This window comes from Pleionea sp. WD8-19, assembly GCF_055326765.1.
The window spans coordinates 1-24,910 of record NZ_JBUZOU010000001.1 but is presented as its reverse complement, the minus strand read 5'-3'; the positions used below and the strand labels follow the sequence as shown (position 1 = coordinate 24,910).

Sequence of the window (24,910 nt, the reverse complement as noted above, 5' to 3'; positions counted from 1 at the left end):
CGTTTATTCAACAATGTTCTTTGCCAGCTGTAGCAGTCTGGCGTTGATTTCCAAATTCGCATTTTTTAATGACGACTGGTTGATTGAAAACTGAACGGACTTTTCTTGTGGAAAAAATTCAACACAGCCTTTATTAACAAATGACTTTAAATCACTGATCGTTAAAATGGGAAGTTTTCTTACAAATGATAAGGTGTCATTTAATGTCGACTCAGAAACATCGCCAATAAACAAAGTATGGCATTGCTCAATGTTCTCCTCTTTTGACGATAATATTCTCGATACAATGGGTTTGGCGTGTATTTTTTTGTTTTTGAGTTTCTGAAGCTTAGTAAAAAGTTCTTCATCACTGAGCACGCAAATGATAAAAAGATCCTCTGGCTTATCTGAACTCTCTGGCCATGTTGTGAATTTGGCAAAGTTATAAATATAAGCCACAATCAGGTCCTCTCTATTAATGTCATTTGCGAATAGGCTCGATTGAACAAATAACATAATGCAGAGCAACGCAGAGCGTACCATTGAACAACGTATTTTTTTCGAGCTATTTGGCATGCAACTGACATTGTTTGTATTGGGTGGCGATTAAAATTTCCACACACCTTTTAAATGGTAACTGGTTTCTATGACGCTTGGTGTTCCCGCGACCGTTTCTTGAACAAACTCTAAGTGGCGATCGTCGAGAAGGTTATTGGCAGCAAAAGAAAACTCAAGATTGGCTTGTGGTTGCCAACTGATGTGCAAATTTAACTCGTTATAATGACTGACATTTAAACCAGGTAACTCATCGGTATATCGAAACCATGCATCAACCATAATGTTTGACGTCATATTATATAAGCTTCTTATTGAAACTTGTTTTTCAGGCACTTTAGTATCGGCGCCAGCAAGTCCTGTATCAAAACCATCATCTGATTTTGATTTGATATTAACGTAACTGATGTTGGACTGTAGCCTAAGTTTTTCTAGTGGGCTCCAGCTAATAGACAGCTCGCCGCCTTCACTCTCTGCTCGATCGGCCGCAATGATAAATGCCTCTTGAACCCAGTAATCTGTTGGGGGACAAAATGGCCACGGTTGGTTAGAGGGTTCACATATAATGTTGCCAATCGCTAATGATTCCAGTTGCTTATATTCGTTTTGAAATAACGCTAAGTCTAACGAAAGATTTTTTCCCCATTGTGTGCGAAAACCGAGCTCATAGGCGGTGAGCTCACCCGATAAGTCGCTTTGAGTACCGGTGAGTCGAAACAATATGGGAATCGGCCCAGGATTGGTTGGTGTATTGGGCGGAATGGTGTATAAGTCGATTTGTGCATCTCTTTCGCCTCGCGATGGTGTTCTAGACGCTCGTGATGCTGAGGCCCATATCGCACTGGTTTCACTACTGCGCCATATGTAGCGAATATTAGGCTGAAGTTCATAATCTTTTTTGGTGTAATTGTTATCTTCTATTTTGGTGCCAATAATTAAATTACTGGTTTCCGATACGCCCCATTCGTACTGTAAGAAACCATGCGTGATTTGAAGCTCATTTTTCGCGGGAATGAGTTGAGCGGTAATACCTGGCTGAGTGTCATCTTCACTGGTGCGATGACCGATTCCCCAGATCATTTCGTTTCTGTCGTTAATGGTATAACGATGTTGAAACTCTAAATCGAAAGTGGTTCTTTCTTCACTTAATATTTGATCTTTTCTTTCGTTGAAATCGTAATAGGTTTTAAAATGATATTCATGACTGTTATGGGTCGACGTCATGGAAAAAAGAAGGTTTCCGCCACTGATATCGAACTCATTGCGATCAAATGCCACATAGGGTTGTTGGGTAATAGGATAAATCAATTCCTGTTTAATTTGCCCACTGTAAAAGTCACCTTGAAGATGCCACTCGTTTTCACCGTTAGCAATTTTATCAAGTCGAAATCCAACTTGACCATTCGACCAAGCATCAAAACCTTCGCTTCGGTTTGAAAGTTCTAAACTATCGTATTCACGATATTTGGCATAAACACGGTAAAAGCCATCGCCGCCAAAATTAGAACCGTAGCGAAAACCAGTTGAGTTTTCATGGCTACCTGCATTCCCATAAATTAAGCTGGATTGCGTGTTTTTTGCTGGTTTTGTGATGATATTGATAATGCCATTTACTGCATTGGTTCCCCACAGTGTTGCACCTGGCCCTCTGATCACTTCAATTCGATCAACATCTTCGAGTAAAAAGTCTTGAACTTCCCAATACACACCAGAAAATGTTGGCGTGTAAACACTTCGTCCATCAAGTAATACTAACAGTTTGTTACTGAACCGGTCTGCAAAGCCGCGGCTGCTGATGGCCCATTTATTAGCATCAATTCGGGCGACTTGAATACCGGGTGCCATACGCAACGCTTCTGGAATACTGGTTACTCCGGCACGCTTAATATCTTCATGAGTAATGACAAAAACCGCTGCAGCGGAATCGATCAGTTGTTGAGGCTTTTTGGAAACCGAAGTGACTTCCAGTCGAACCAAATCTTCAATGTCGAGCTCGAGTAGATCCGACTCTGCTGCGAACACAGGTTGAGATAAAAATAGGGTTTTAAGTAAGAGCGAGAATGAAAGAAATAATATTACCGTTTGGGATAAGCCTTGGTTTTTCATCGGGTGCCTCCGGCTTTTTAATATTTTACTTGTAAGTTATTGTTTTAATGATAGCAAAGGAGTTTGATTTCATTATAAAATCACCTCTAATATGCCGTTGTGAGATGTGTGTTTTTAGGGATAAATGATGCTTATAGACAGTCACTGCCATATCGATTTTGACGCATTCGATCGAGACCGAGATCAAGTTTTAAAGGGATTGGAAGTCATCAATGTGAGTCGCCTGATAATACCGGGCGTTTCTCAGAAGCAGTGGCAAAAAGCAGAGGCGATTGCAACACAGTGGAGTTCACTTTATTGGTCTGCTGGCATACATCCCTGGTGGATTGAACGAGAATTAGGTTTGCCAGTCGATTCACCATCCTTGTCGAATTATTTATCCGTTTTAGCCGAATCGTTCAATTCAAAAAAATGCGTCGCTTTGGGCGAATGTGGACTAGACAGATACCTTAAAACGCCCATGTCGGAACAACTGCGCGTTTTTGAAGCCCAGGTTAAGCTTGCCGTTGATTTGAATAAGCCAGTAATTGTTCACGATGTGCAATCACATGCGCAAGTGTTAAGCGTACTCAAAAAATATCGACCTAGTAGTGGAGTCGTCCATGCTTTTTCTGGCAGTTTTGAAATTGCACAGTCGTTTTGGCGCTTAGGTTTTTATTTGGGCGTTGGCGGTATTATCACTTACGAGCGGGCCAAAAAAACACGAGACGCATTAATGCGAATGCCATTAGAGTCGATGGTATTAGAAACGGATGCACCCGATATGCCCTTAAGTGGTCACCAAGGAGAGCGCAACAGCCCAGAATACTTACCCGAGGTTGCTCTTGCATTGGCGAAAATCAAAGAATTGGATGTTGAAACAATTGCCGCTAAAACCACCCAAAATGCTCAGTCTCTCTTTGGTATTTAGTTCAGTTATTGCAATGCGTGTAACATCCAGGCCGTTTTTTCATGAATGCGCATACGATCGGATATCAATGCCACGGAAGATTCATCTTCTGCTTCCTGTGCGACTTTGAGTGCTTCACGACAGGTTTTTACAACTTGTTCATGACCACGAGTTAAAATGGTTACCATTTCTTGAGCTTGGGGGACGTCTTCCACTTCTTGAATAGAACTGAGCTCTGCAAAAGCTTTATAAGTGCCAGGAGCGGGGACATCCAACGTGCGAATACGCTCAGCAATATCGTCAACAGCGACAGCCAATTCCGTATAGTGTTCTTCAAACATCAAGTGCAGTTCGCGAAACTGTGGCCCGGTTACATTCCAGTGAAAATTGTGCGTTTGTAAATACAAGGTGTACGAGTCAGCGAGCAGCTTTTTGAGTCCTTCGGCAACTTTCAATCGATTTTGTTCATTGATTCCGATGTCGATTTTACTCATAGAGTTTCTCCTATTTTCCGTGATTGAGTTGGTTACAGAGTAGAACAGCCCTAAGGAAAAATAAAATGGAGATAATAGATTACCGTGTTCAGTTTTATTGAACACGGCTTTAAACGTTCTTTTTCAAAGTATTAACGAGAATAGGCTTCACGCAAGTGATGGGTAGCTGAGATCATGTTTTTAAGCGCTGCTGTAACTTCCGGCCAGTGACGTGTTTTTAATCCGCAGTCCGGATTAATCCATAAGCGTTCGGTGGGAATACGTTCAGCGGCTTGATGAACCTGGGCAATTATTTGCTCTACGTCTGGAATATTGGGTGAGTGAATATCATAAACGCCCGGACCAATCTGATTCGGATACTTGAATCGATCAAACGCATTAAGTAACTCCAGATCGGAGCGCGAGTTTTCGATGGTGATCACATCGGCATCCAGTGCTGCAATGGCTTCGATAATGTCGTTAAACTCGGAATAACACATATGGGTATGAATTTGCGTTTCATCTTTTACACCGTTGGCAGCAACACGAAACGCCTCAACCGCCCAATTGAGATATTCTTGCCACTCGGAACGGCGCAGAGGTAAACCTTCGCGTAAAGCGGCTTCATCAATCTGAATGATTTTCACACCGGCTTGTTCGAGTTCGAGTACTTCTTCACGTACGGCTAGCGACAATTGCAAACAGGACTCGCTGCGTGGTTGATCGTCGCGCACAAATGACCAGTTGAGTAATGTGACTGGGCCAGTCAACATACCTTTAATCGGTTGTGCGGTTAACGATTGCGCGTAGCTGATCCACTCAAGGGTCATGGATTTCGGGCGACTGATATCACCGTAGAGGATTGGTGGTTTAACGCAGCGTGAACCGTACGATTGTACCCAACCAAATTCAGTGAATGTGTATCCTTGCAGTTGTTCTCCAAAATATTCCACCATATCGTTGCGTTCGGCTTCTCCATGCACCAGCACATCAAGTCCCAGTGCTTCCTGCTCACGAATACTGCGCTCGATTTCTTCTCGTATTTTTATTTTGTAGCGGCTTTCACTGAGCGTTCCTTTTTTGAATTGCAATCGAGTTTTTCGGATATCTGAGGTTTGGGGAAAAGAGCCGATGGTTGTGGTGGGAAACAGGGGTAGCTTGAGTTGCTTTTTTTGTTTTTTTATACGCTCGTTAAATGCGCTTTTTCGTTTACCCTGTTGTGGTTGAATGGCACTAACAGCGGCCTTTACTGTTGTGTTGTGTACACGTTTTGAGTGGTGTCTTTGGCTAATACTTTCCTGGTTCGATTTAAGTGCACTGGCTGCCGCTTCGCGACCTTCATTGAGTGCTGTTTTTAATATCGCAAGCTCGTCTATTTTTTGTAACGCAAATGCGAGCCAGTTTTTAATTTCCGGCTCCAGTTTTTGCTCCTGCTCCAAATCAACGGGAACATGCAATAGCGAACAGGAAGGTGCTAGCCATAACCGATCACGCAATTGTTGAGCGATTGGCTCAAGCCAGTCGAGAGTTGCGTTTAAATCAGACTTCCAGATATTACGACCGTCAATGACACCCAACGATAATACCTTGTCATCGGTCAGTGTATTTAAAACCTCATCCACTTCTTTGCGTGCATTGATCGCATCAAGATGGAAACCTGCAACCGGTAATTGACAAGCCAGTGCCAAATTATTTTTCAGTTGACCGAAATAGGTGGTGAGCAAAATTTTAATAGGGGAATTTTTTAATACTTGATAGGACTTTTGAAGCGCTTGTTGCCAATTGTTTTCCAATTCGGTTACTAAAATGGGCTCATCAATCTGTACCCAGCTCACACCAACACTGGCTAAATTATCGAGTAATTTTTCATATTCTGGAATCAGTCGCTCCAATAACGCGAGGCGATCCGATGGATCTTTACTTTTGCCGAGCCATATATAACTCACTGGGCCTAATAAAACCGGTTTGACATTCAGGCCGAGCGTTTGTGCTTCTGACAACTGGCTGAGCAGCTGACTGGCATTGAGTTGATACTCGGTGTGCTCGTTAAACTCGGGCACAATATAGTGGTAGTTGGTATCAAACCATTTGGTCATTTCACCGGCGTGAACGCAATTGCAATCAGAGTCTTGCACGGAACGTCCGCGGGCGAGTCGAAAATAATGATCCAGAGAGTTGCCTTTCCCTTTGCTAATGCGCTCGGGTAGGTTACCGAGCAAAAAACTGGTGTCTAATACGTGATCATAAAGTGAAAAATCACCGACTGGAATGAAGTCGCAAGTTGATTGTTGTTGCCAATGGCGCTTCCTTAACTGTGCAGCGGTTGCTAATAACTCGCTTTGCGAATTTTGACCGTTCCAGAAGGACTCGAGTGCAAATTTCAGTTCGCGTTTTGCACCCATGCGCGGAAATCCCAGGTTATGAATTTGTACCATTGATGTGTTCCTGTTCTTGGTTCAATTGAAACTAAAAGTGTAAGAGCAGGTGTTGATGAAGAATAATGGTATTATTTCATCCACCGATTAATTTTATTCATAGTTTGTGATGTTAGAACCCATTCATTTTAAAATTTTACGTGAAGTGGAACGTAAAGGTTCGCTCACTGCAGCAGCGAGTTCTTTGCATTTAACCCAATCCGCCTTAAGCCATGCGATAAAAAAGCTGGAATCGCAAATTGGCACAACATTGTGGAATAAAGAAGGTCGTCATTTGCAGTTCACCGAAGCTGGCAAATATTTACTGCGTGAAGCCAAGCGTTTACTACCGCAATTGGATCAGGTAGACCAGACATTAAAATTATTTGCTTCGGGTGAAAAAGGGACGTTACGCATTGGCATGGAATGTCATCCTTGCTTTCAATGGTTGTTAAAAATTGTGCCTGAGTTTTTGCAGAAATGGCCTGGTGTTGATGTGGATATTAAGCAACGATTTCAGTTTGGTGGTATGGCGGCTTTGTTTAATCACGAAATCGATTTGCTGGTTACACCGGATCCTCTGCAGAAAAAAGGCATTGCTTACACACCGGTGTTTGATTATGAACAGGTGTTGGTGGTGAGTTCTCAACATCCGTTTGCGGGTAAATCTTTTATCTCTCCCGATGAATTAAACGATCAAATTCTTTATACCTATCCGGTGGAAGTGGAGCGACTGGATGTCTTTAAGTTCTTTTTAATCCCTGCTGATTGCTGTCCGAAACAACATAAAGTCATTGAAGCCACCGAAATGATGGTGCAACTGGTCGCTGCCAACCGTGGTGTTGCTACTTTGCCATTGTGGTTGGTAACCGAATGCGCTCAAAATTTGCCCATTACCTCGGTCCGTTTGGGCAAAAATGGTATTCAAAAGCAGATCCACCTAGGGATGCGTACGCGAGATCAGGCAAAGTGTTATGTGGAAGCATTTTTTCAATTGGCTCGAGGTTAATGTTAGTAAATATCCAAAATACATGAGAATAAAATTGAGAGCTATAAGTCGGCGAATGTTTTATTTTTGACCGCTACTGAAGCGCTTCCTGCGTGTAATGGCTAAAAAACCGTCCTAGATTTAGCCAATAATGAAGCATTTACCGACTTTGTACCGTAGAGTGTGTTCCAGAGTTCGAGTTAATTTTTTGATATTTAATGATTTTGTAATATGGGTTGATCAGAATCAGAATTTCGATATGATCCGACCCGACCGATCGAGCTGTGACGTCAATTGTACCGTATAACAACCATAATTAAGGAACTTGCGTTATGAAACAGCTACCTTTCTTCTTGTTGTGCTCTGTTCTTTTTTCATCCAACCTTTGTGCCAGAACCTTGACTCAAGGGGTATCCGAATCCAATCTTTCCGCTTCAACCGGTCAAACACTTTCTTATGAAGTAGTGGTACCCATAGGGGCTAACAATCTGACGATTACTCAGTCGGGTGGTAGTGGCGATGCCGATCTTTATGTGCGCGCAGACACCGCGCCAACGGCATCTCACTACGACTGTCGTCCTTATAAGTGGGGCAATGAAGAGTCTTGCATCTTTAGCGCACCACGAGCGACGACGTATTACATTCAACTGAGAGCGTACAGTGGTTTTTCTGGGGTATCCTTGTTGGCGACTTATGAAGTCGATCAAACGGTCGTCGAAACTTTGAGTAATGGCCAGACTCTTAGTGGTTTGACGGGAGCATCCAATTCGTCACGCTATTTTAAAATCGAAATACCCCAATCCAGCCGAAATTTGTTGATTACCATGAATGGCGGTTCGGGTGATGCGGATCTTTACTTGAAACAGGGCAGTATGCCTACTACGTCCAGTTACGATTGTCGACCTTATCTCAATGGGAACAACGAAAGCTGCTCAGTAACGTCTCCGCAAAGCGGCACCTATTTTGTATTGATTCAAGGGTATTCAGCCTACTCAGGAGTGAGTTTAACTGGAAGCTTTGAGGCGGATAGTGGATCAACCTGGGAAGGGTTTGAAGCTTATTACAGCGAAGCGATAGGTAAAGCAGGAAGCGAGCTTCGGGCTGCACTCAATGAAGCGTCGGCACGAAATCATTTTCGTTTATCTTATTCGCAAGTGTGGGATGCACTTAAATTCACCGATGAAGATCCGGCCAACAGCAGCAATGTGATTCTCATTTATACCGGTCGTTCGCAAGATAAAAACTTTACTTCCAGCGGCAACAATGACCCCGACGCTTGGAATCGCGAACACACATGGCCAAAAAGTCACGGCTTTCCAAACTCCGGCGATTGGGCGTATACCGATATTCATCATTTAAGACCATCCGATGCTTCTGTTAATGGCACGCGCGCGAATAAAGACTTTGACAATGGTGGGAGCAGTATTGGAGAAGCGCCCGGTAACTTTACAGACAACGACAGCTTTGAACCAAGAGACGAAGTGAAGGGCGATATTGCGCGAATGATGTTTTATATGGACATTCGTTACAATGGCAATGATGCAACCGGTGTAGAAGACTTACAATTGGTGGATTATGTAGGAAGCAGCGGAGCGACGCTTGGAAAATTATGCTCGCTATACAGTTGGCACGTGCAAGATCCGGTGAGCGATGAAGAAGTCGCGCGCCACGCTCGCATCGTTGAAAAGCAAGGCAATCGAAATCCGTTTGTCGATTATCCAGCCTGGGTAAACCAAATTTGGGGTGCATCCTGTCAATAATGCTATGGAACGGGTTCCGTGAAAGGGCGTGTTGCATGAGCTTTCACGGAATCGCTTTATCCCATTGAATCCAAGACCATTTTTATTTCTCCATAAGAGTAATCATCTCCTAAATAGCTTTTTAGGGCTTTTAAACTTTGTTGACCTTTCTCGTCGATGACTTGTTTGATCTCCGCAATTTTGTCGTCTTTGATTACCTGACTTAAAGTGAGCTCACCTTGCTTCACAAAATGCGCTAGGTGGCCTTCTATTGTGCTGGGAACTCGTTCACGTGTTATTGCAATTTCTTCGATGCTTTTTCCTTGTAAAAACAATTCGAAACTCACCTGCTTGGTGTCTTGTTTTGGTTCATCAGAAGCTTTGGTTAATTTTTTTTTTGTTGGTTTTAACGGCTTTATGGGCGGTTCAATATTGTGCTCGTCACAATAATGTTTCACTTGATGAGTTATGGCTTCACCGTATTTGTCCAGCAGGTTTTGACCAATACCTTTAATGGTTAACAAGGCTTCCGGTGAGGTGGGTAACTCTACCACAATTTGCAGTAACACTTTTTGATGCAGAATTCGAAAGTGGGCCACCTGTTCGGTTTCTGCCTGTTGGGCACGCCATTGTTTCAAACGCTGAAATAGTTCCGGGTGTTCCAGATCGGACAGTTGAATTTCGGTTTTTTGAGGTTTTTGAGCCGCTTCTTTTTGCTCAATTTCGGCACGAGCTATCGCATTAAGGTAGCGATGAGTTTCAAATCCTTGTTGGCAGCTGTTTATTCCGGCCAACGAAACGTTAAGTCGGTGCTGCAACGTATCGACAGCTTTGGTGAGCTGCTTTTGAATTTCTTTGTTGTCGGTATCAAAGGCAAATTCATTGAGCCAGTGTTGTACTCCACCGTTAATTTTTTCGGCAAAATAAGCCACCGCTTTTTGCACTCTGTGTTGTAGGTGAGTGTTTTGTTCAGGGAGCTCATCGGGCTGAAAAAACGATTGCAATTGACGCTTAAATTTATCAGCAACCGTGATGACTTCCGAAAAGGTTTGTTGTTTGATGACTTCAAAGTGACTCAGGTTAGTGCCGCGAATTAACGATTGATAATCGCCAAGCAATTTGCCCAGATGATTCAGTGGATAGGCCAGCCGTTGCCAGTCGAAACACTCGAGCAGTAACTGATGTTGGTAGGCGACTTTTGCCTGCAACAGTTGCTTTTGGTTGGGGATCTGCTCATGTGCCTGTTGCACAAATTCGGATACAGTCGCGTCGGTTTTTATGGCCTCACTGGTTAATGGCGAAGAGAGCACTAACCCTTCAAAGGTCTTGCAGCGACTGAGCGCAACATACACCTGTCCGTGAGAAAACGCGGCTTCGGCATCGATAATGGCGTGTTCAAAGGTTAATCCCTGGCTTTTATGAATGGTAATGGCCCAGGCGGGTCGCAGTGGTAACTGGGTGAAGCGACCAATCACCTGTTCATTAATGGCTTTGCTGTCTTTGTTGAGGCTGTACTTGATGTTTTCCCAGGTTTCGGGCTCGACCAAAATATCTTCGTCGTCGTCCGGACATTGAATGCGAACGCTTTGTTCGTCCAGCTCAATAATTTTGCCAATTTTACCATTAAAAAAACGTTTATCGGGCGAACTGTCGTTACGCACAAACATCACTTGCGCACCCTCTTTAAGAGTGAGCGTTTCAGGCGCCGGGTAACTGTGTTCGGGATAATCGTCTTCAATGGTTGCCTGAAACGTTATCGCTTTTGTTGGCAACTTATCCAACGCTTTGTTGTTTATACTATCGGCCTGACGGTTGTGTGTCGTTAAGGTGATGTAATCTTGTTGTTCGGAATAAAAGTTGGGTACGTAACGTGCATTTAATGCTTCTAATGTGGAAACGTCGATTTGATTGTCGCGCACACGGTTTAACAACTCAATAAAGTGTCCGTCGGATTGTCGATAAATGTGTTGCAACTCTATGCGGATTAATTCGGTTTGTTTAAGCGCCTGACTGCTGAAGAAATAACTGCTTGCGTAGTGGTTTTGAAGCAAGCGCCATTCGTCGTCTTTTACTACCGGAGCAAGCTGGTGTAAATCACCAATCATTAACAGTTGTACACCGCCAAACGGAAGCGAGCGATGTTTAATACGACGCAATACGGCATCGACGGCGTCAAGCAAATCGGCGCGTACCATACTGATTTCATCAATCACTAGCAGATCCAAGCTTTTGATGATATTGATTTTTTCTTTCGTGAATCGACGTTGTTGTAAGTCGCTTCCTGGTAAATAGGGGCCAAAGGGTAATTGGAAAAATGAATGCAGAGTCACACCGCCAGCATTGATTGCTGCTACACCGGTCGGTGCCGTAATGATCATACGTTTTGGGCTATTGGCTTTCAGTTGTTGTAAAAAAGTGGTTTTACCGGTACCGGCTTTTCCAGTTAAAAACAGATGTTTACCGGTGTGTTGAATGAATTCCTTAGCCAGTTGTAATTCTGGGTTTTGCACCCTATTCGATTGGCCTAATTCCATAGCCAAGCCTCCATTTTTTACTTTTATAGGATTCGTGCAGTCGATTGTACCGGCACCCAAGTATTTTGCAAACACAGAGGGGCGTCGGTTTTGTAGTATGAGACTTTAATCCAGGCGAAAACCGATTTTAACCACGACCTGATAATGAGCGATTTTGCCATCGGCAATATGACCGCGAGACTCGACAACCTCGTACCAGTCCATGTGTTTAACCGACTCTGCGGCTTTGTTCACGGCATTGCGTATGGCGTCGTCGGTTCCTGTATTGGATGACCCTGCCACTTCAATGATTTTATAGACATGTGCGCTCATTGGCGTTTTCCTTTGGTTTTAAGGGCGATGGCTAAAGTATAGGCTATTCACTTTCCGCAAGCGGTATGGATGGCGAGATAGTAAACGTGAGATTTTGCTGTACTATCTATCGCATAATCGCGAAACCTGTCTTTATGATGGTGATCGCTGACGGTCGTTGTGATATGCGGTCTCTTCTACTGCGCCGCTTGCTCCAAGCTTAAGTCAATGCCATGTCTGACGTTGGCAGAGCCGATGGGAATTATTCGGCACTTCCCAGTGCCTCACCCCTGACAAGACCATCGTCGTTCCTCCAATGTTCGATAGTACTCACTACAGCTCGTGAACCCGAAACGTGGTTTCGCATCCGTACCGGATTCCAGCCAATAAAAAAACCACCACTTACGTGGCAGGGTTTGTTATTGGTGGCAATTATCAATATGAAAAAGCGTTCGAAACCGAATAAAAAAACATGAACCGCGTCATAAATGCGCCAAGATAGAGGTGAAAGTGGCGCGGTTCTGTAAAAGTGCGCCACTAATCTTAGAAAACTGCGCCAATTATTAGATTTGAAACTATATTTTCATAATTGTGCGAATGTTACTGCTTTTGCTTTAGTTTAGTGTTGTTTCAATCAGCTGTTGTTCTTGTCTATTGATACCTATGCTATTGGCATAATCACGCCACTTGCCGATAACGCTTTTGAGTTCTGTTAAAATCTGTTTTGCTTGTTCGAGTGATAATTGAAAATAAGGCGCAACCTCTGATGCTAATTCTAGGTCAAGCGCGTTGGAGTATTCGTCGATATTCAAGTGCAGTCCTGTAGTTCCCATGCTTATATTGATATCGTATGCTGGCGAGAGTAGCCAGCCTGAGTTGTTATCAGATAATAAAAAGCCATGGTTACGTAGATGGTCATCGCTGTTGCGCACAAATATATTAAATGCCATTCGACGCCAAAGTTGCGCAAGATCGGCTTTGGTTTTTGCGCCATGTTTGACTAGAAATTGAGCAAGTTCAAGATAGCTGGCACCAGTATCTCCATCGTAGTAGCCTAGCTGAGTCATTGCCGATGCAAAATGACGCCTTTGTGTACCGATACGATCAAATCGCTTAGTTAAAAATGTATGGTGTTGGCTGTTGAATCGCTGGATCCGGCAGGGAGCCATGTCTATTCCCGCATCGATTGCCATGCAATAAACCAAATATTCCCAAGCGCCAATATCGTGATCATCATATCGACTTGGAAATTTGGCAAGCCATAGGTCATCACCATCGGTTACGCAGGCTTTAGGTCTGGCTCCACCTAAAGATGAGCCAGGAGAAATCAACATAAACAGCCATTTGAGATAGTCAGGATCATCTAAATCAGGTTGTTGCTCAATTTGGCTAACGGCGAATTCTAACTCTCGCAGGCTTGACACTGGGGGGGCGGTTAATTGTTGATTGTTATCGAGAAAAGGACCTTCTTCGGAAAGTTTAAAGCGTAGACCGCCCATGCGATAGGTGTCGTGTACACCGAGAAGAAAGTCTGATTCATTGAGTTTGTTGACACGTCGTCCTTCGCGCCTAGCTAATACCGCCTCCCTGCGCTGCATTAACAGCCGTCCCCATCGATCGGGGCAAGAATCTAAAAAAGCTCTAAAATTTCGTGCGTCATTGTTGAATTGGTCGCCTGTAAAGAGATTGAGTTGGGGGTCGATTTGAATGGCATAAGGGGACTCTAGCCAGCTATTTGCATAAGCAAAGCGATATACTTCTGTGCCCCGCACCAGATCAACCTCCAGTTTACCGACTTGCAACGGCTTATCCATGGAGCTCCAGTCGGCGTATACCACTATTGATTTACTCATTCTGTTTGACTTCCTTTATTGCTTTACTTGCTTCGATTACCTTTAAGGAGTTCTATATCTTGCAGTTTTCGCCCAAACGCGTCATCTGAAGCCACTTTTGCCATATCGTCACTTAAACCGAGAGATGAAAGCACCATGACGTAATGGCCAATTGAAACGCTGGCTTCTCCTCGAATGATGTTGCGAAGTGTTGGCATGGAAAGTCCTGTACGCTCGGAAAGTTTGGTTTGAGTTATTTTTCTTCGTTTCATCGCTAAAGCGATATTTTCTCCAAGCTGCTTTAGAACCTCTAAATCTTTGGGGAATACAACGGCTGAACGGACGCTCATGAAACTAAACCTCACAATTATTCGCTTAAATGAAAGTATAGTTTCAGATTGTGTTTGTGTCATGTTGTTTTGTATAAAAACTAGCTTCTACGTAAATCTCGGAATGAATCGTAGCCATTTGAAAGTTTTACAGAAATTGTCAGAAAGTTAGGTAAATAAGCTTAAGTCTGAAATACACTGGATGATCAATATGAATGAATATCAAGCACTTATGACGCAAAGAGAGCTATGCAGTCGTTTGCAGGTGAGCGAAGTGACACTGAAGCAATGACGGTCTGAGGGATGTGTTCTAAACCTTCTTTGGCCTTGCTTTATAGGTCATAAATATCAGTTTCTTCAAAAATGCTTCGAAGCAAAAGCACGACCTGAGTGAGATTTAAGGTATTTCTCTAATGCGAAGGCTTTTTCTCGGGACCGTATTGCAATAGCCGTTTCAATTTGCCATGGTCGAAGCTTGGAAGTATGTTTTACTTCGCCTGAGTTATGTTTTTTCAGTCGAGCAGAAAGGTTTTGAGTCACACCAGTGTAATGTTTTCCTGAGTGATTAATGCTGGTAAGAATGTAAACATAATGGAAGTTTCCTTTTCCATACTAAACGTCACTTATCCTTAATTTGTTTTATAGCCCGGCTTCGCTTATAGCTACGCCGTGGCGGCCTTCCCCTTCGAGTTCGCTTGAACTCGCAGGGGTTCGCCAAGGCGAAGTTCCTCCAAGCTTTGCTGGGAGGAACGAAGACTGGTGGAGCCGGCGGGAATCGAAACTGTATTCTATCTATCTGATATAAAAAGAATTAGCTAATCTAACAATGTCTCGGTGTTACTTTTGGTGTTACATTGTATTTGAAGTACTTTTCGATGTACTGGGTGCCGTAGAGCTTTTTTCACTTTAACACCTTTTACAAAGTTGAGAACACAATTAATACCAATATCATTAGTAAGTTGGTTTGTTTGAACTTGGTGTAATTTTCACAGTTGCTGATTCAAATTTGGAGCAGTAGGATCTCTCAGCGCTGCGTAAGGAAGCGCGTAATAAACAACAGTTTTTTAGAAGTAATTAAGGAAGTTTTGTGGAACCTACGTTTAAGGATATGAAGATCGTTTGTGAAAACGATTCTGGAAAAATGATTTCAATTTCTTTTATCAATGATCGCTATCACGGCGCTCGTCTTGAAAAACAAATGACCGCGAAAGAAGTAGCAGATCGTCTTCGTCAATTGGCCGATGGGATTGAGCGGGACTCGAGGTTAAAAGTTTCTTAAAACGGCGTATTATTCCGTTTGATTTTTGATATATCTCACATGTGAATATTTACCTGGAATGGTGAATGTATGAGTGTCATTTGAGACATTTCTCACTTGAGCCAACTTTTCACTTTTGCGATACTTCGCGCCGTCTCATCAGGGAGTAGTTGCTTCACAGGGACACCAAATGAATAACCGTTTGCGCCAATAAAAACATTTCGCAAACGAAAAAAGTATCACATCGATTTTTCAGGGGACACTCATGCACCGCGTTTTATCTGCGCTCGGTCTGTTTTTGGCCGCGTTTTTTGCTACCACTTTATCGGCCGCTGCGCCTTATCCTGCGACGAATGTCAAAGGGCCCGCTACGGATGCCGATGGCACCTACACCATTACCTATACGCGTTCGACCTCTAATCCACCCATTCACCGACTGTATGAAAGCGTTAATGCTGGCAGCTATACACTGACGCAAGCCTCGTCGAACACATCATCCAGCTTTACGGTTTCAGACCGTGCACAGGCTAATTATTCCTACAAAGTAGAAGCGTGTTTTCTCAGATTCGGCTCAGGACTCGAGTGCAGTATGTCGTCACCCAGTAATGTGGTGAAGGTGGGAGTGTCGACGCCTCCACCTGAAACACCTTCGACCCCGATGGTAACGGCCGATAATGTCGGGCAAGTTAACGTGTTTTGGGATCAACCCTCGGGCGAAGTGACGTATTACGCGGTGCAGGAGCAAGCTAACGGCGGTGCATGGAACACCGTGATCAGCAACACAACCTATACCACTTACAGCACCACGCGAACGAATGGGACTTATGGCTTTCGCATAAAAGCTTGCAACAGCAGTGCATGTTCTGGATTCAGCGCGGTAGGACAGGTGTCGGTTCTTATTCAATCCGATGATCCAAGCGATGGCGGCAGTGGTAATGGCGGTGTCGAAATTACCGGAGAGGAAGTGGTCGGTGACTTGGGCGGTGTTGCCGATGTGCAAGGCGGCGCGTCAACGTATCAATTGCCAATTGTGGTGCCACCCGGTCGTGCCGGTTTGCAGCCTGATGTGTCTCTGAGTTATTCCAGTAAAAGTGGCAGTCGTGAAGCCGGGTTTGGTTGGTCATTAAATGCGGGTTCTCAAATTCAGCGTTGTGCCAAAACTTTCGCACAAGACGATCAAATGAAAGCCATTCAATTTAACAGCCAAGACGCATTGTGCTTGAACGGTGAACGGTTGGTGTTGGTCGGTGGAAGCTACGGTGCCGCAAACTCAATTTACCGCACCGAAAAAGAAAGCTGGATAAAAGTGATTGCACGCTCCAGCGGAAGCAGCCGTTATTTTGAAGTGCTTGATCAGTCCGGTACTCAACGCTTTTTCGGTAGCACCAACGATGCCAAAGTGGTTTACGCAGGCCAAAGTTTACCAATCGCCTGGGCCATCAATAAAGTGCAAGACGTACACGGCAATCGCATGGATTACGTGTACCAACGCAATACGTCAACCGGTGAGCATCGACTGCAACACATTCAATACACCGGATTCGAAAATACGCTGGGCAATCGAAAAGTATCGATTGAGTGGGAGGAAGATGCGACCAGCGGTATGGTGTACGTTTCTGGAGGTAAGCACCTGCGTAAAAAGCGTGTGAGTGCGATTAAAACCTACGTCAATAACACCACGTTGGTGAACGAATATTTGTTGGGGTATGTGGTCTCTGCAACTTCGGGTGTGAGTTTATTAAAGTCCATCAAACGCTGCGCGACCGACGCAAGTGGGCAGCGTGAGTGTCTGATGCCGACGGTGTTTAACTGGGGTGAGGAAACGAATGCAAACCTATTTGAAAACGTTGACTTGTTTTCGCTCAACGACAATCAAATGGTTGGTGGTTTTGTTCGAGTCGGCCAGGATATTGATGGCGACGGATACAACGATCGAGTGAAAAGTTCGTTCAACTATTCGAGCGGACCGGGCACCATTCACATCGAAAGAGGGCATCCGGAGAAATCCGATAAAATTTATTTTGTGCAACACAATTACATGGCGCACCAGTTCATCAATTTTAACGGTGACGGTATTCCCGATTTCTTAGGTCATAAATCCAGTAGTGGTCATGTGGTTGATCATACTTATCGCGCTCGGCCTTTGGTTGAATTGGCGGTGGCTCGCTATGACAAAAACAGCGATCAATTTGTTGAAACCTTAACCGGGATAAAAGTCATCAGTGGCTTGCGTTTATTGCATTTGGACATCAATGGTGATGGATTGGATGACTTGCTGGCACCGACGGGCTTTACCACCAGTCCCGCGCAAAATGCGGAATTAAGAATTCAAATATTTATAAACAATGGCAGTGGCTACACTGCGCAAGGCGAAATCCATGAAATCGAAATGTTTTGGAAAAAATATTCGACACTCGATATTAACGCCGACGGTAAAGGCGATGTGTATCGTATAAGTGGCACGGATATCAAACGCGTGCTGTTATCGAACGGTTCGACCTTTAATGAGTCGAACACGACCATTCCGGGTTGCTCGTTTAACTATCTGTTGGATATGAATGCCGACGGTTATCCCGATTTCTTTTGTGGTTCGACGCTTTTTTGGAACACCGGTGACCCGCAAAATTTATTTGTGAACAGTAACATTAATTTGCCAGTAACCTTCACTGGCGCCGTTGCGGGTGACCTGGATATGGATGGTCGAACGGAGTTTTACGCACCGGGTGTGAAAACTTACGACTATGTGCCGTCACGAACGGTCGAGCAATGTTATGAAGACATTCCTGGCGACTATGTGTTGACCGAAGAAGAAGCTGCGGAACGTCAATTGTATTACAGCAACCAACGACGATTGAATACTGACGAATGGCAAGAGTTGCACCGCTATTTGAACATTGTTACGGCACCCAGTAATCCCGATGGCGACCAAGCCGAAGCGATGCTTCAATTACGAACGTGTCGCATGTTCCGTCCGTATAACTTGGATGTTTATCGGTGGAATAAATATTGGTTTGATCCAGCGACGAATACGTTTAAAAGCGCAGCCACCAATATTGAATCTAACTTAAACTTGCAAATTGTCGATGCCGATTTGGACGGTGACTTGGATGTCATCGCGCAAGGTAGACCCAATGCTAGTGCTCATTATCCCGTGTGGGGCGTTCACAAAATCCATCGAAATAATGTTTCGAATGGTTTTGATAAATTGCAGAGCGTGACGGATTCTTTAGGCAATCATACCGACTTTAGTTATTCAAAACTCAACGACGCCAACGCTAATATTTACGAGGTGACCGAAGCGCCCGTTTATCCTGAACCTTTTATTTATAATCGTTCGGTGGTGGTCAACCAAATGAGTCAAAGCGATGGCGTGGGTGGGAAACGAAACGTTCGCTTTAAATACGAAAACGGCCGTCAAAATTTTCATGGGCGCGGTTACTTAGGTTTTAAGAAAATCATTGCGATTGAAGTTGAGGCCAATCGACGTACCGAAACCGAATTTGAGCAGGGCTTTCCGATGAATGGCCAGGTGAAGTCGGTCAAAGTGTATCGCCATTCCGACAGTCGATTGTTATCCGATACTCAACACAGCCTCAAATGGTATGGCCCTTACGACAGTGATTTGCGCGTGGATGTTCGAGCGCATCGTAAAGGTACCGGTTTTATCGATAACAAAACCTATTTAACGTATGTGGAACAAACCATCAGTAAACGATACGAACCTAAGAATGGTAGCTTGGTATCGCAGGTGACCAGTACACAAAACCTGAACAATTACGGGCAACCGTTGAGCAAAACCACGGTGACCACCGACCAACAGTTTGTGACGCATCAATCGACTGAAACGCATGTGTACGAAGCGGCTGATGTGACTCAATGGTGGTTGAACAAACGGAAGAGCACTACCGTCACTAATAAATTGACCTCCATCGCGTCGCCACAGCCGGCGAATGTATTGAACCAGGAGCGGGTGCATAAAACGGAATTCACCTGGGACAGCCGACGCCGGATCATCAGCACCAAGTTATTCGGCAATGGCAGTGATTATCTGTTAACGCGAACCTATTACGACCATGAAAATGTTAACGCTTATTGTGGTGCTCAACGTTACGGGAATGTCACCAAAACCACGGTAAGTGGTTCCGATATCTCATCAAGAAGTACCGAGAACTGTTTTGACAGCGAAGGGTATTTTGTCGAGCGGCAATACAATGCATTGGGGCATTATGTGGAGTCGACGGTTGAGCCTGCGTATGGGCAAGCGTTAACTCAAACCGATGCGCAAGGTGTTACCGTTACTCAAAAATACGATGGGTTTGGTCGACTGATTTCGTCGCAAACCGCTCACTTAACCGCTGCCACCACATCGTTAAGTTGGTGCGATGGCTGTGAAGGTGTGACAGGCGCAAAATACAAACAAACGGTGAGTCAGCCCGGTGTTGCCCCGGAGAGTACACGTTATTTTGATGCCTTGGGACGTGTGATCCGAACGCACACCAAGCATTTAAATACCGATGTTTACCAAGATACCGAATACGACAATTTAGGACGTGTGACGCAAACGTCCATGCCTTACACAACGGGTGAAGCGCGCTATTTCACCACCTATACAGGCTACGATGTACTGAATCGACCTGCTCAGAAAACCCTTCCTAATGGGTATCACGATCAACTCAGTATTCATTACACTTACAACGGACTTGAAACAAAAGTTCAGGTGGGCAGTGATACGGCGTATACCGTTACGCGCAGTAAAAATGCGTTGGATCAATGGTGGAGTGTGACCGATCAAGGATCGGAAAGTGGATACGGTAACAGTAAATCGTTAACCACTCATTTTCGTTACGATGCCGATGGTAACCCAGTGTTAATTCAACGCACGCAACCCTCGACGGGGCAAGTGATCAAAAACACGGCTCAGTATGATTTATTGAATCGTAAAACCGAAATGACCGATCCGGATCGAGGCCGCTGGGTGTTCGATTACGATGTACTTGGACAGCTGACGTCGCAAACGGATGCCAACAGCAACGTCACTCAAATCACATACGATGTGTTGGGGCGTCCTACGCTTCGTTTTGAAAATAATGTGAAGAAAGCCAGCTGGGTGTACGATAACGAGCAATCTTGCTCGGGCGGTACCCAAGTGCCAGGGCAAGTCACGCAAATGACCAAATGGCTTAACAGCAGCACACGCGAAGTCACACACAATTACTGTTACAACAACAACGGATTATTGGAACAGGAAAAATTAACTTTGTCTCCGCCTGGAGAAAGCAGTAAGTCGTTTACCACCAGCACCAGTTATGACAGCCAATGGCGGCCGTATCAGGTGACTTACCCGAACAGCCGAGTTCAGTTGCGTTATGGTTACAGCACCGATGGCGTGCTCGATACCGTTACGGATGTGACCACGGGCCGCGTCATTAAAGACGTGCAATCGATGGATGTGTTTGGCAACGAAACGGGCATTAAATGGGGCAATGGCTTGTCGTCTCATAAAACCTTTGATGCACAAACCGGCCGTATGACCAGCGTGTGTACTGGCGCTGCCAACTGTACCGCTTACGATGCCAGTGCGGTGCAGGGTATTGAATATGAACAGTACGACGTTTATGGCAACTTGGCGAAGCAGCGCAATCATGTGAATAACGTCACTGAAACGTTCAGTTACGACCGTCGGCAGCGTTTGGTATCGAGTTCGCGCAGCGGTTCCTTGTTTGGTAAAGGTGTCATCATCACACAGAACTACCGTTACGATGAGCTCGGAAACTTAATCAGTAAAAGTGATTACTCGCAAAATCATTCGTCGGCCATGAAATACGGCTCACTGGCGGGTAAAGCTTATAAAGCGCACCAGGTGGGGCTTGTCACTTTACTGAATGGTAAAACACGATCGTTTGAGTACGATAACAACGGTAACTTAACATCGGTACTGGATGATGGCGCGCAAATCAAACGCCTCATTTACAACGTGCAAAACGTGCCCACGCAAATCCACAAAGGCAACGCCAGCGTGTCTTTTTATTACGACGCCGACAACAGCCGGTATTTCGAAAAAAGCACGAGTAGCAGTGGTGCAGTCTCGAAAGTGTGGAAAGTGGGCAAACTGTTGGAAATCACCGAAGGCAGCAGTGCCAACGACGAAAAATACTACATTGGCGATTACGCGCAATACACTTGGGACAATGTGCGCAATCAGGGGCAGTGGCGTTATTTGCACACCGACCGGCTCGGCAGTGTTGACACCGTTACCGATGCCAGTGGTAATCCGGTGCAGCAACGTGGGTTTGATGCCTTTGGAAAAGTCCGCAACGCCAGCTGGATGGGTGACAATGCATGGGGCGGCGTGAAAGGCTTATGGTCCAACATCAGCAGCCGCGGTTTTACCGGGCACGACCATTACGATGAAGTGGGTATCATTCATATGAATGGACGCGCTTACGATCCGGAGTTGGGGCGCTTTTTATCGGTCGATCCTTTCATTCAATTTCCAACCAATGCGCAAAGCTTGAATCCGTATTCGTACATTATGAATAACCCGGTTATGGGAACGGACCCGACGGGGTATCTTTCGCAAACACTTAGTGAATGTGGTGGAAATCTTCAGTGCGAACAACATAGACGCTCGATTTCGTTTATAGAACATTTGGTGCAATTTGATAATGGCAGCGATTCGAAGATTAAAAAGACAAACTCGGATACAGATAGTGAACGGAAAAAAGAAACTAATGCGTTTGTGAATGATTTTGATAAGTTTACTCCCCCAAGTGGGATGAATCTTCCTCATAATAAAATTATCACAGGTACTCCGATACCTAGCCTTATTGAAGGTGAGTATAACTTCGCTTATGATGATGGTACGATAAAGACATTTGATAGCGAAGGAAATTTGCTTCGCACACGCAACTTAGCTATGGAAAGTGGGGCATTAGAACCCGTTTATCCTGTATTGAGTGCTGTTGGTGTATATCAAAGTGTAAAGGCAACAGCGGCATTAGCGACAGCTGCCAAGGAAACCGTTAAGGAAGGTGTTACAAAGGGGGGATGGAAAGGACCTTGTGATTACAGTTGTATTCCTGATCCCAAAAATTTGGTGAATACCAAACCAACACCTCGTCAAGTACGCGAAATGAAGCGCCTCAATAGAGAGCATAATGACGGTTTATTGAGGTCAGATATGGATGGCACGATATTGGTTGACTCTAAGAAGTCAATGAGAGGTGTTACTCCACCTTCAAATGAGGCTCAGATAGACCATATTCTTTCTGTAGATAAAGGTGGCACGAGAACCAGCACCAATTTGCAAATACTTTCAAGAAAACAGAATAGGGATAAATGGAATAATTAATATGAGCAAATTTTCTTTTGGTATCCCGGAGAATACGGCTGTCGTAACTTCTACATATGTAGTTAATGAAAATATGCCAATTCTTTACGTGTCGCATGAATATGATGAAGAAGAAGGCGAGATCTGGCAGTTTCACTGTGGGAATGGCGACTATGACATGAATAAGATGTTATTGGTTAGCCTTGGTGATGTGTTGAGTCTCGATGGATCTCTTTCTGAATTGGCTGACCTCCCTCTAAATAAAGTGGCAAGAAGAAAGCATGTTGGAGATAAGTGGATTTATTCTACTGAATAATGAAATGCCAAGATCCCCCGTAAGGGGGGATCGCTTACTTATATGAGCTGTATTTTGCTCTCTTTACCTTGTAATGCGTTGTTTGAAATTTCAACCAACCCGCCCCATGTTGATTTTTGGCATGACTGTAAGAAGTCTGTGGTTTCCTCTTTTGGCCACAGGTGAGCCACAGCAGCAATATAGCAACGAGGCGTTATTTTAGGGCCTTCGTTTTCGGTATATCGGGCAATCCCAGCGATAATTTTCTTAATATCATCTGACGGTGGAATTACTTTTTTAAATAATATTCCTGAGCAGACACCACATATTTGAAGCTCATTACCTTTTTCTATTGACTGGTAAAGGAACTCAAGATTTAAAGCTCCAGTATTCTCAAGGATGAATATGGCAAAACCTAATTCCTTATAAAGAATTGTGCTGTCATATTCTCGCTCGACAAGCTGCTTCAGTGTTGGCAGAGCATCTGTACAGTTGGTTGCAGCGATGGCCTTGATTAGCTGACACTGTGTCTTCCATGCTTTTGGCTTTTCAATTTCTTTAACTAAGGCATCGATAAGATAAGAGCAATACCCCTCTAGCTTTTTTTTAAATATGATTTCAGCTGCCTTTCTGATCTTTGGGGAGGAGCCTGATTCTAAGTTTTTAGTGTATTCCATATTCTCTCCTGAACACTATTTTAAGAATTGGTCGACAATCGGTTGGCTGTATGCTTCAGTATCAAGCTATCTAATATCTCCTTAGCCACGCGCTTCTCATCAGCACTGAAATGTGCCAATGCTTCAAACTGCATTCTGAAATCTTCGCTAGGGCCGCGCTTGTCCTCACCAAATACCAGAGCATCCAAGGTCACATGCAGTGCCTTAGCCAGTTTGACCAAGGTCTCTAAGGTAGGCTGTGCTGTACCTGCTTCGTACCGTTTAATCTGGTTTACATGTAGTTCAATCGCTGTAGAGTGCTTTTTTGCCATCGTAGTTTTTTCCAAATTTTCAGTCGTAGAATTTTGAAGTTTTACGACCATTTTGCCACTTTCTCATCGTAGCATATTTTTTGTTTGCCAAACTCCCGTCGTAATATTTCTCAAATACCGTCGTAAAAATTATCTCACTGCTATCGTAATTATAAAAATCACTGACGGCATGAAGTTTTATACAACGGTTTGGGGAAGTTGTCATTGAAAACTAATTGACATCCAGTTCAACGATTGCAAAAAAACTATTAATACGTTGCACCACAAAATTTAACTGCCATTGATTCTAGTATTAAATGTATCACGAATACCTTGAACTTTCGATTCAAAAAACGCTTCACTAAACTCAAAATCAGAAGCAGTGATCATTTCCTGGCTCGATAAATGGTCTGGAAGCAATTTAAAATCTTCTGCACAGTTGACAATAACGCGACCAGAATTCGTCTTATAGTGAACACCCGCTTCGTCACGTTTCATAAACTTGAGTGGGACTAAATCTGAGTGCCAAGCGTGGTGCGTACAACCTTTTTGTTGTTGCTCCATCGTGAGGGGGATATTGAATTTTGAGCAATGCCACTTTGCACCAGGTTCTTTTGTGTTTGGAAATCCATACATGCAATTTCGACAATTGACGTCGCGCGGCAGTTTGTCACCCCAATAAATGGCTTGATACTCTTCTGATTTGTAGTTTTTGATTTCATAATGATTACGATGCGGGTAGGACGATTCGGGCAGTCGATCATCCATTACCGCTTCAGCTCGCGCTAAGAAAGTGTACCAGGCATCGGGATCATAATCGATGATTTCAATATACAAATCCGAATTGTTTTTGTTATACACAATAAATACGGCGTGTTTCAGTTTGGTTTTATGCATGTAGCACTGGCACTGTGCCCAATATTTTGGCTCG

General features: G+C 44.2%; 18 protein-coding genes. 6 read left to right on the top strand and 12 right to left on the bottom strand.

Features of this window, described 5'->3' with window-relative positions; all coding sequences use genetic code 11:
• Positions 1–3: 3 nt before the first annotated feature.
• Together ACTUJY_RS00090 and ACTUJY_RS00085 are read right to left on the bottom strand one after the other, a co-directional pair.
• A complete protein-coding gene (locus ACTUJY_RS00090) occupies positions 4–438 on the bottom strand; it encodes a YfiR family protein (RefSeq protein ID WP_463613990.1) in 435 nt (144 codons plus the stop codon).
• Positions 439–585: 147 nt separating this feature from the next.
• Positions 586–2,640: a TonB-dependent receptor plug domain-containing protein gene (locus ACTUJY_RS00085; protein WP_463613989.1), complete on the bottom strand. Its 2,055-nt coding sequence runs from the start codon at positions 2,638–2,640 to the stop codon at positions 586–588.
• 127 nt (positions 2,641–2,767) lie between these two features.
• Here ACTUJY_RS00085 and ACTUJY_RS00080 point away from each other — a divergent pair, with 127 nt between their 5' ends.
• Positions 2,768–3,550 (top strand): TatD family hydrolase, encoded by a 783-nt coding sequence (locus ACTUJY_RS00080; RefSeq protein WP_463613988.1) that lies wholly within the window; start codon positions 2,768–2,770, stop codon positions 3,548–3,550.
• Between the two features lie 5 nt (positions 3,551–3,555).
• Here the strand turns inward: ACTUJY_RS00080 and ACTUJY_RS00075 are convergent, their stop codons facing one another.
• Positions 3,556–4,023, bottom strand: a complete 468-nt coding sequence (locus ACTUJY_RS00075; protein ID WP_463613987.1) for a Dps family protein — start codon at positions 4,021–4,023, stop codon at positions 3,556–3,558.
• Between the two features lie 131 nt (positions 4,024–4,154).
• On the bottom strand, positions 4,155–6,437 hold the full coding sequence (gene metE / locus ACTUJY_RS00070) for a 5-methyltetrahydropteroyltriglutamate--homocysteine S-methyltransferase (protein WP_463613986.1): 2,283 nt from the start codon (positions 6,435–6,437) through the stop codon (positions 4,155–4,157).
• 109 nt (positions 6,438–6,546) lie between these two features.
• Between metE and ACTUJY_RS00065 the strand changes: the two genes are divergently transcribed.
• Both ACTUJY_RS00065 and ACTUJY_RS00060 read left to right on the top strand, forming a co-directional pair.
• Positions 6,547–7,425, top strand: coding sequence for a LysR substrate-binding domain-containing protein (locus tag ACTUJY_RS00065; protein WP_463613985.1), 879 nt, complete (start codon positions 6,547–6,549; stop codon positions 7,423–7,425).
• 311 nt (positions 7,426–7,736) lie between these two features.
• Positions 7,737–9,164: an endonuclease gene (locus tag ACTUJY_RS00060; RefSeq protein WP_463613984.1), complete on the top strand. Its 1,428-nt coding sequence runs from the start codon at positions 7,737–7,739 to the stop codon at positions 9,162–9,164.
• Positions 9,165–9,220: 56 nt separating this feature from the next.
• On the opposite strand, the gene ACTUJY_RS00055 is transcribed toward ACTUJY_RS00060, so the two are convergent.
• From ACTUJY_RS00055 to ACTUJY_RS00035, 5 genes are all read right to left on the bottom strand, one after another.
• Positions 9,221–11,677 (bottom strand): helix-turn-helix domain-containing protein, encoded by a 2,457-nt coding sequence (locus ACTUJY_RS00055; protein WP_463613983.1) that lies wholly within the window; start codon positions 11,675–11,677, stop codon positions 9,221–9,223.
• A gap of 105 nt (positions 11,678–11,782) precedes the next feature.
• A complete protein-coding gene (locus tag ACTUJY_RS00050) occupies positions 11,783–11,989 on the bottom strand; it encodes a dodecin (protein ID WP_463613982.1) in 207 nt (68 codons plus the stop codon).
• Positions 11,990–12,582: 593 nt separating this feature from the next.
• Positions 12,583–13,821: a type II toxin-antitoxin system HipA family toxin gene (locus tag ACTUJY_RS00045; RefSeq protein WP_463613981.1), complete on the bottom strand. Its 1,239-nt coding sequence runs from the start codon at positions 13,819–13,821 to the stop codon at positions 12,583–12,585.
• Positions 13,822–13,844: 23 nt separating this feature from the next.
• Positions 13,845–14,150 carry a helix-turn-helix domain-containing protein gene (locus tag ACTUJY_RS00040; protein ID WP_463613980.1) on the bottom strand — a complete coding sequence of 102 codons (306 nt, stop codon included), beginning with the start codon at positions 14,148–14,150 and terminating at the stop codon, positions 13,845–13,847.
• Between the two features lie 336 nt (positions 14,151–14,486).
• The gene (locus ACTUJY_RS00035; protein ID WP_463614499.1) at positions 14,487–14,711 is read right to left on the bottom strand and encodes a GIY-YIG nuclease family protein; all 225 of its coding nucleotides are present in this window, start codon (positions 14,709–14,711) and stop codon (positions 14,487–14,489) included.
• A gap of 505 nt (positions 14,712–15,216) precedes the next feature.
• On the opposite strand from ACTUJY_RS00035, the gene ACTUJY_RS00030 reads away from it, so the two are divergent.
• The 3 genes from ACTUJY_RS00030 (at position 15,217) to ACTUJY_RS00020 (ending at position 23,033) form a co-directional block, all read left to right on the top strand.
• Positions 15,217–15,408: a hypothetical protein gene (locus ACTUJY_RS00030; protein ID WP_463613979.1), complete on the top strand. Its 192-nt coding sequence runs from the start codon at positions 15,217–15,219 to the stop codon at positions 15,406–15,408.
• 244 nt (positions 15,409–15,652) lie between these two features.
• Positions 15,653–22,738, top strand: coding sequence for an RHS repeat-associated core domain-containing protein (locus ACTUJY_RS00025; RefSeq protein WP_463613978.1), 7,086 nt, complete (start codon positions 15,653–15,655; stop codon positions 22,736–22,738).
• A 1-nt stretch (position 22,739) separates the two neighbouring features.
• Positions 22,740–23,033 carry a hypothetical protein gene (locus ACTUJY_RS00020; protein WP_463613977.1) on the top strand — a complete coding sequence of 98 codons (294 nt, stop codon included), beginning with the start codon at positions 22,740–22,742 and terminating at the stop codon, positions 23,031–23,033.
• 38 nt (positions 23,034–23,071) lie between these two features.
• Here ACTUJY_RS00020 and ACTUJY_RS00015 read toward each other — a convergent pair whose 3' ends face one another.
• The 3 genes from ACTUJY_RS00015 to ACTUJY_RS00005 form a co-directional block, all read right to left on the bottom strand.
• Positions 23,072–23,689 carry a hypothetical protein gene (locus ACTUJY_RS00015; RefSeq protein ID WP_463613976.1) on the bottom strand — a complete coding sequence of 206 codons (618 nt, stop codon included), beginning with the start codon at positions 23,687–23,689 and terminating at the stop codon, positions 23,072–23,074.
• A gap of 20 nt (positions 23,690–23,709) precedes the next feature.
• The gene (locus ACTUJY_RS00010; RefSeq protein WP_463613975.1) at positions 23,710–24,051 is read right to left on the bottom strand and encodes a helix-turn-helix domain-containing protein; all 342 of its coding nucleotides are present in this window, start codon (positions 24,049–24,051) and stop codon (positions 23,710–23,712) included.
• A gap of 219 nt (positions 24,052–24,270) precedes the next feature.
• The coding region (locus tag ACTUJY_RS00005; protein WP_463613974.1) for a hypothetical protein at positions 24,271–24,910 on the bottom strand (640 nt) is incomplete at its 5' end.

Coding starts and splice junctions, on each gene's coding strand:
- ACTUJY_RS00045 (WP_463613981.1), bottom strand. CDS start 13,821: ATGAGTAAATCAATAGTGGTATACGCCGACTGGAGCTCCATGGATAAG.
- ACTUJY_RS00075 (WP_463613987.1), bottom strand. CDS start 4,023: ATGAGTAAAATCGACATCGGAATCAATGAACAAAATCGATTGAAAGTT.
- ACTUJY_RS00080 (WP_463613988.1), top strand. CDS start 2,768: ATGCTTATAGACAGTCACTGCCATATCGATTTTGACGCATTCGATCGA.
- ACTUJY_RS00055 (WP_463613983.1), bottom strand. CDS start 11,677: ATGGAATTAGGCCAATCGAATAGGGTGCAAAACCCAGAATTACAACTG.
- ACTUJY_RS00020 (WP_463613977.1), top strand. CDS start 22,740: ATGAGCAAATTTTCTTTTGGTATCCCGGAGAATACGGCTGTCGTAACT.
- ACTUJY_RS00025 (WP_463613978.1), top strand. CDS start 15,653: ATGCACCGCGTTTTATCTGCGCTCGGTCTGTTTTTGGCCGCGTTTTTT.
- ACTUJY_RS00085 (WP_463613989.1), bottom strand. CDS start 2,640: ATGAAAAACCAAGGCTTATCCCAAACGGTAATATTATTTCTTTCATTC.
- metE (WP_463613986.1), bottom strand. CDS start 6,437: ATGGTACAAATTCATAACCTGGGATTTCCGCGCATGGGTGCAAAACGC.
- ACTUJY_RS00040 (WP_463613980.1), bottom strand. CDS start 14,150: ATGAGCGTCCGTTCAGCCGTTGTATTCCCCAAAGATTTAGAGGTTCTA.
- ACTUJY_RS00060 (WP_463613984.1), top strand. CDS start 7,737: ATGAAACAGCTACCTTTCTTCTTGTTGTGCTCTGTTCTTTTTTCATCC.
- ACTUJY_RS00065 (WP_463613985.1), top strand. CDS start 6,547: ATGTTAGAACCCATTCATTTTAAAATTTTACGTGAAGTGGAACGTAAA.
- ACTUJY_RS00015 (WP_463613976.1), bottom strand. CDS start 23,689: ATGGAATACACTAAAAACTTAGAATCAGGCTCCTCCCCAAAGATCAGA.
- ACTUJY_RS00050 (WP_463613982.1), bottom strand. CDS start 11,989: ATGAGCGCACATGTCTATAAAATCATTGAAGTGGCAGGGTCATCCAAT.
- ACTUJY_RS00010 (WP_463613975.1), bottom strand. CDS start 24,051: ATGGTCGTAAAACTTCAAAATTCTACGACTGAAAATTTGGAAAAAACT.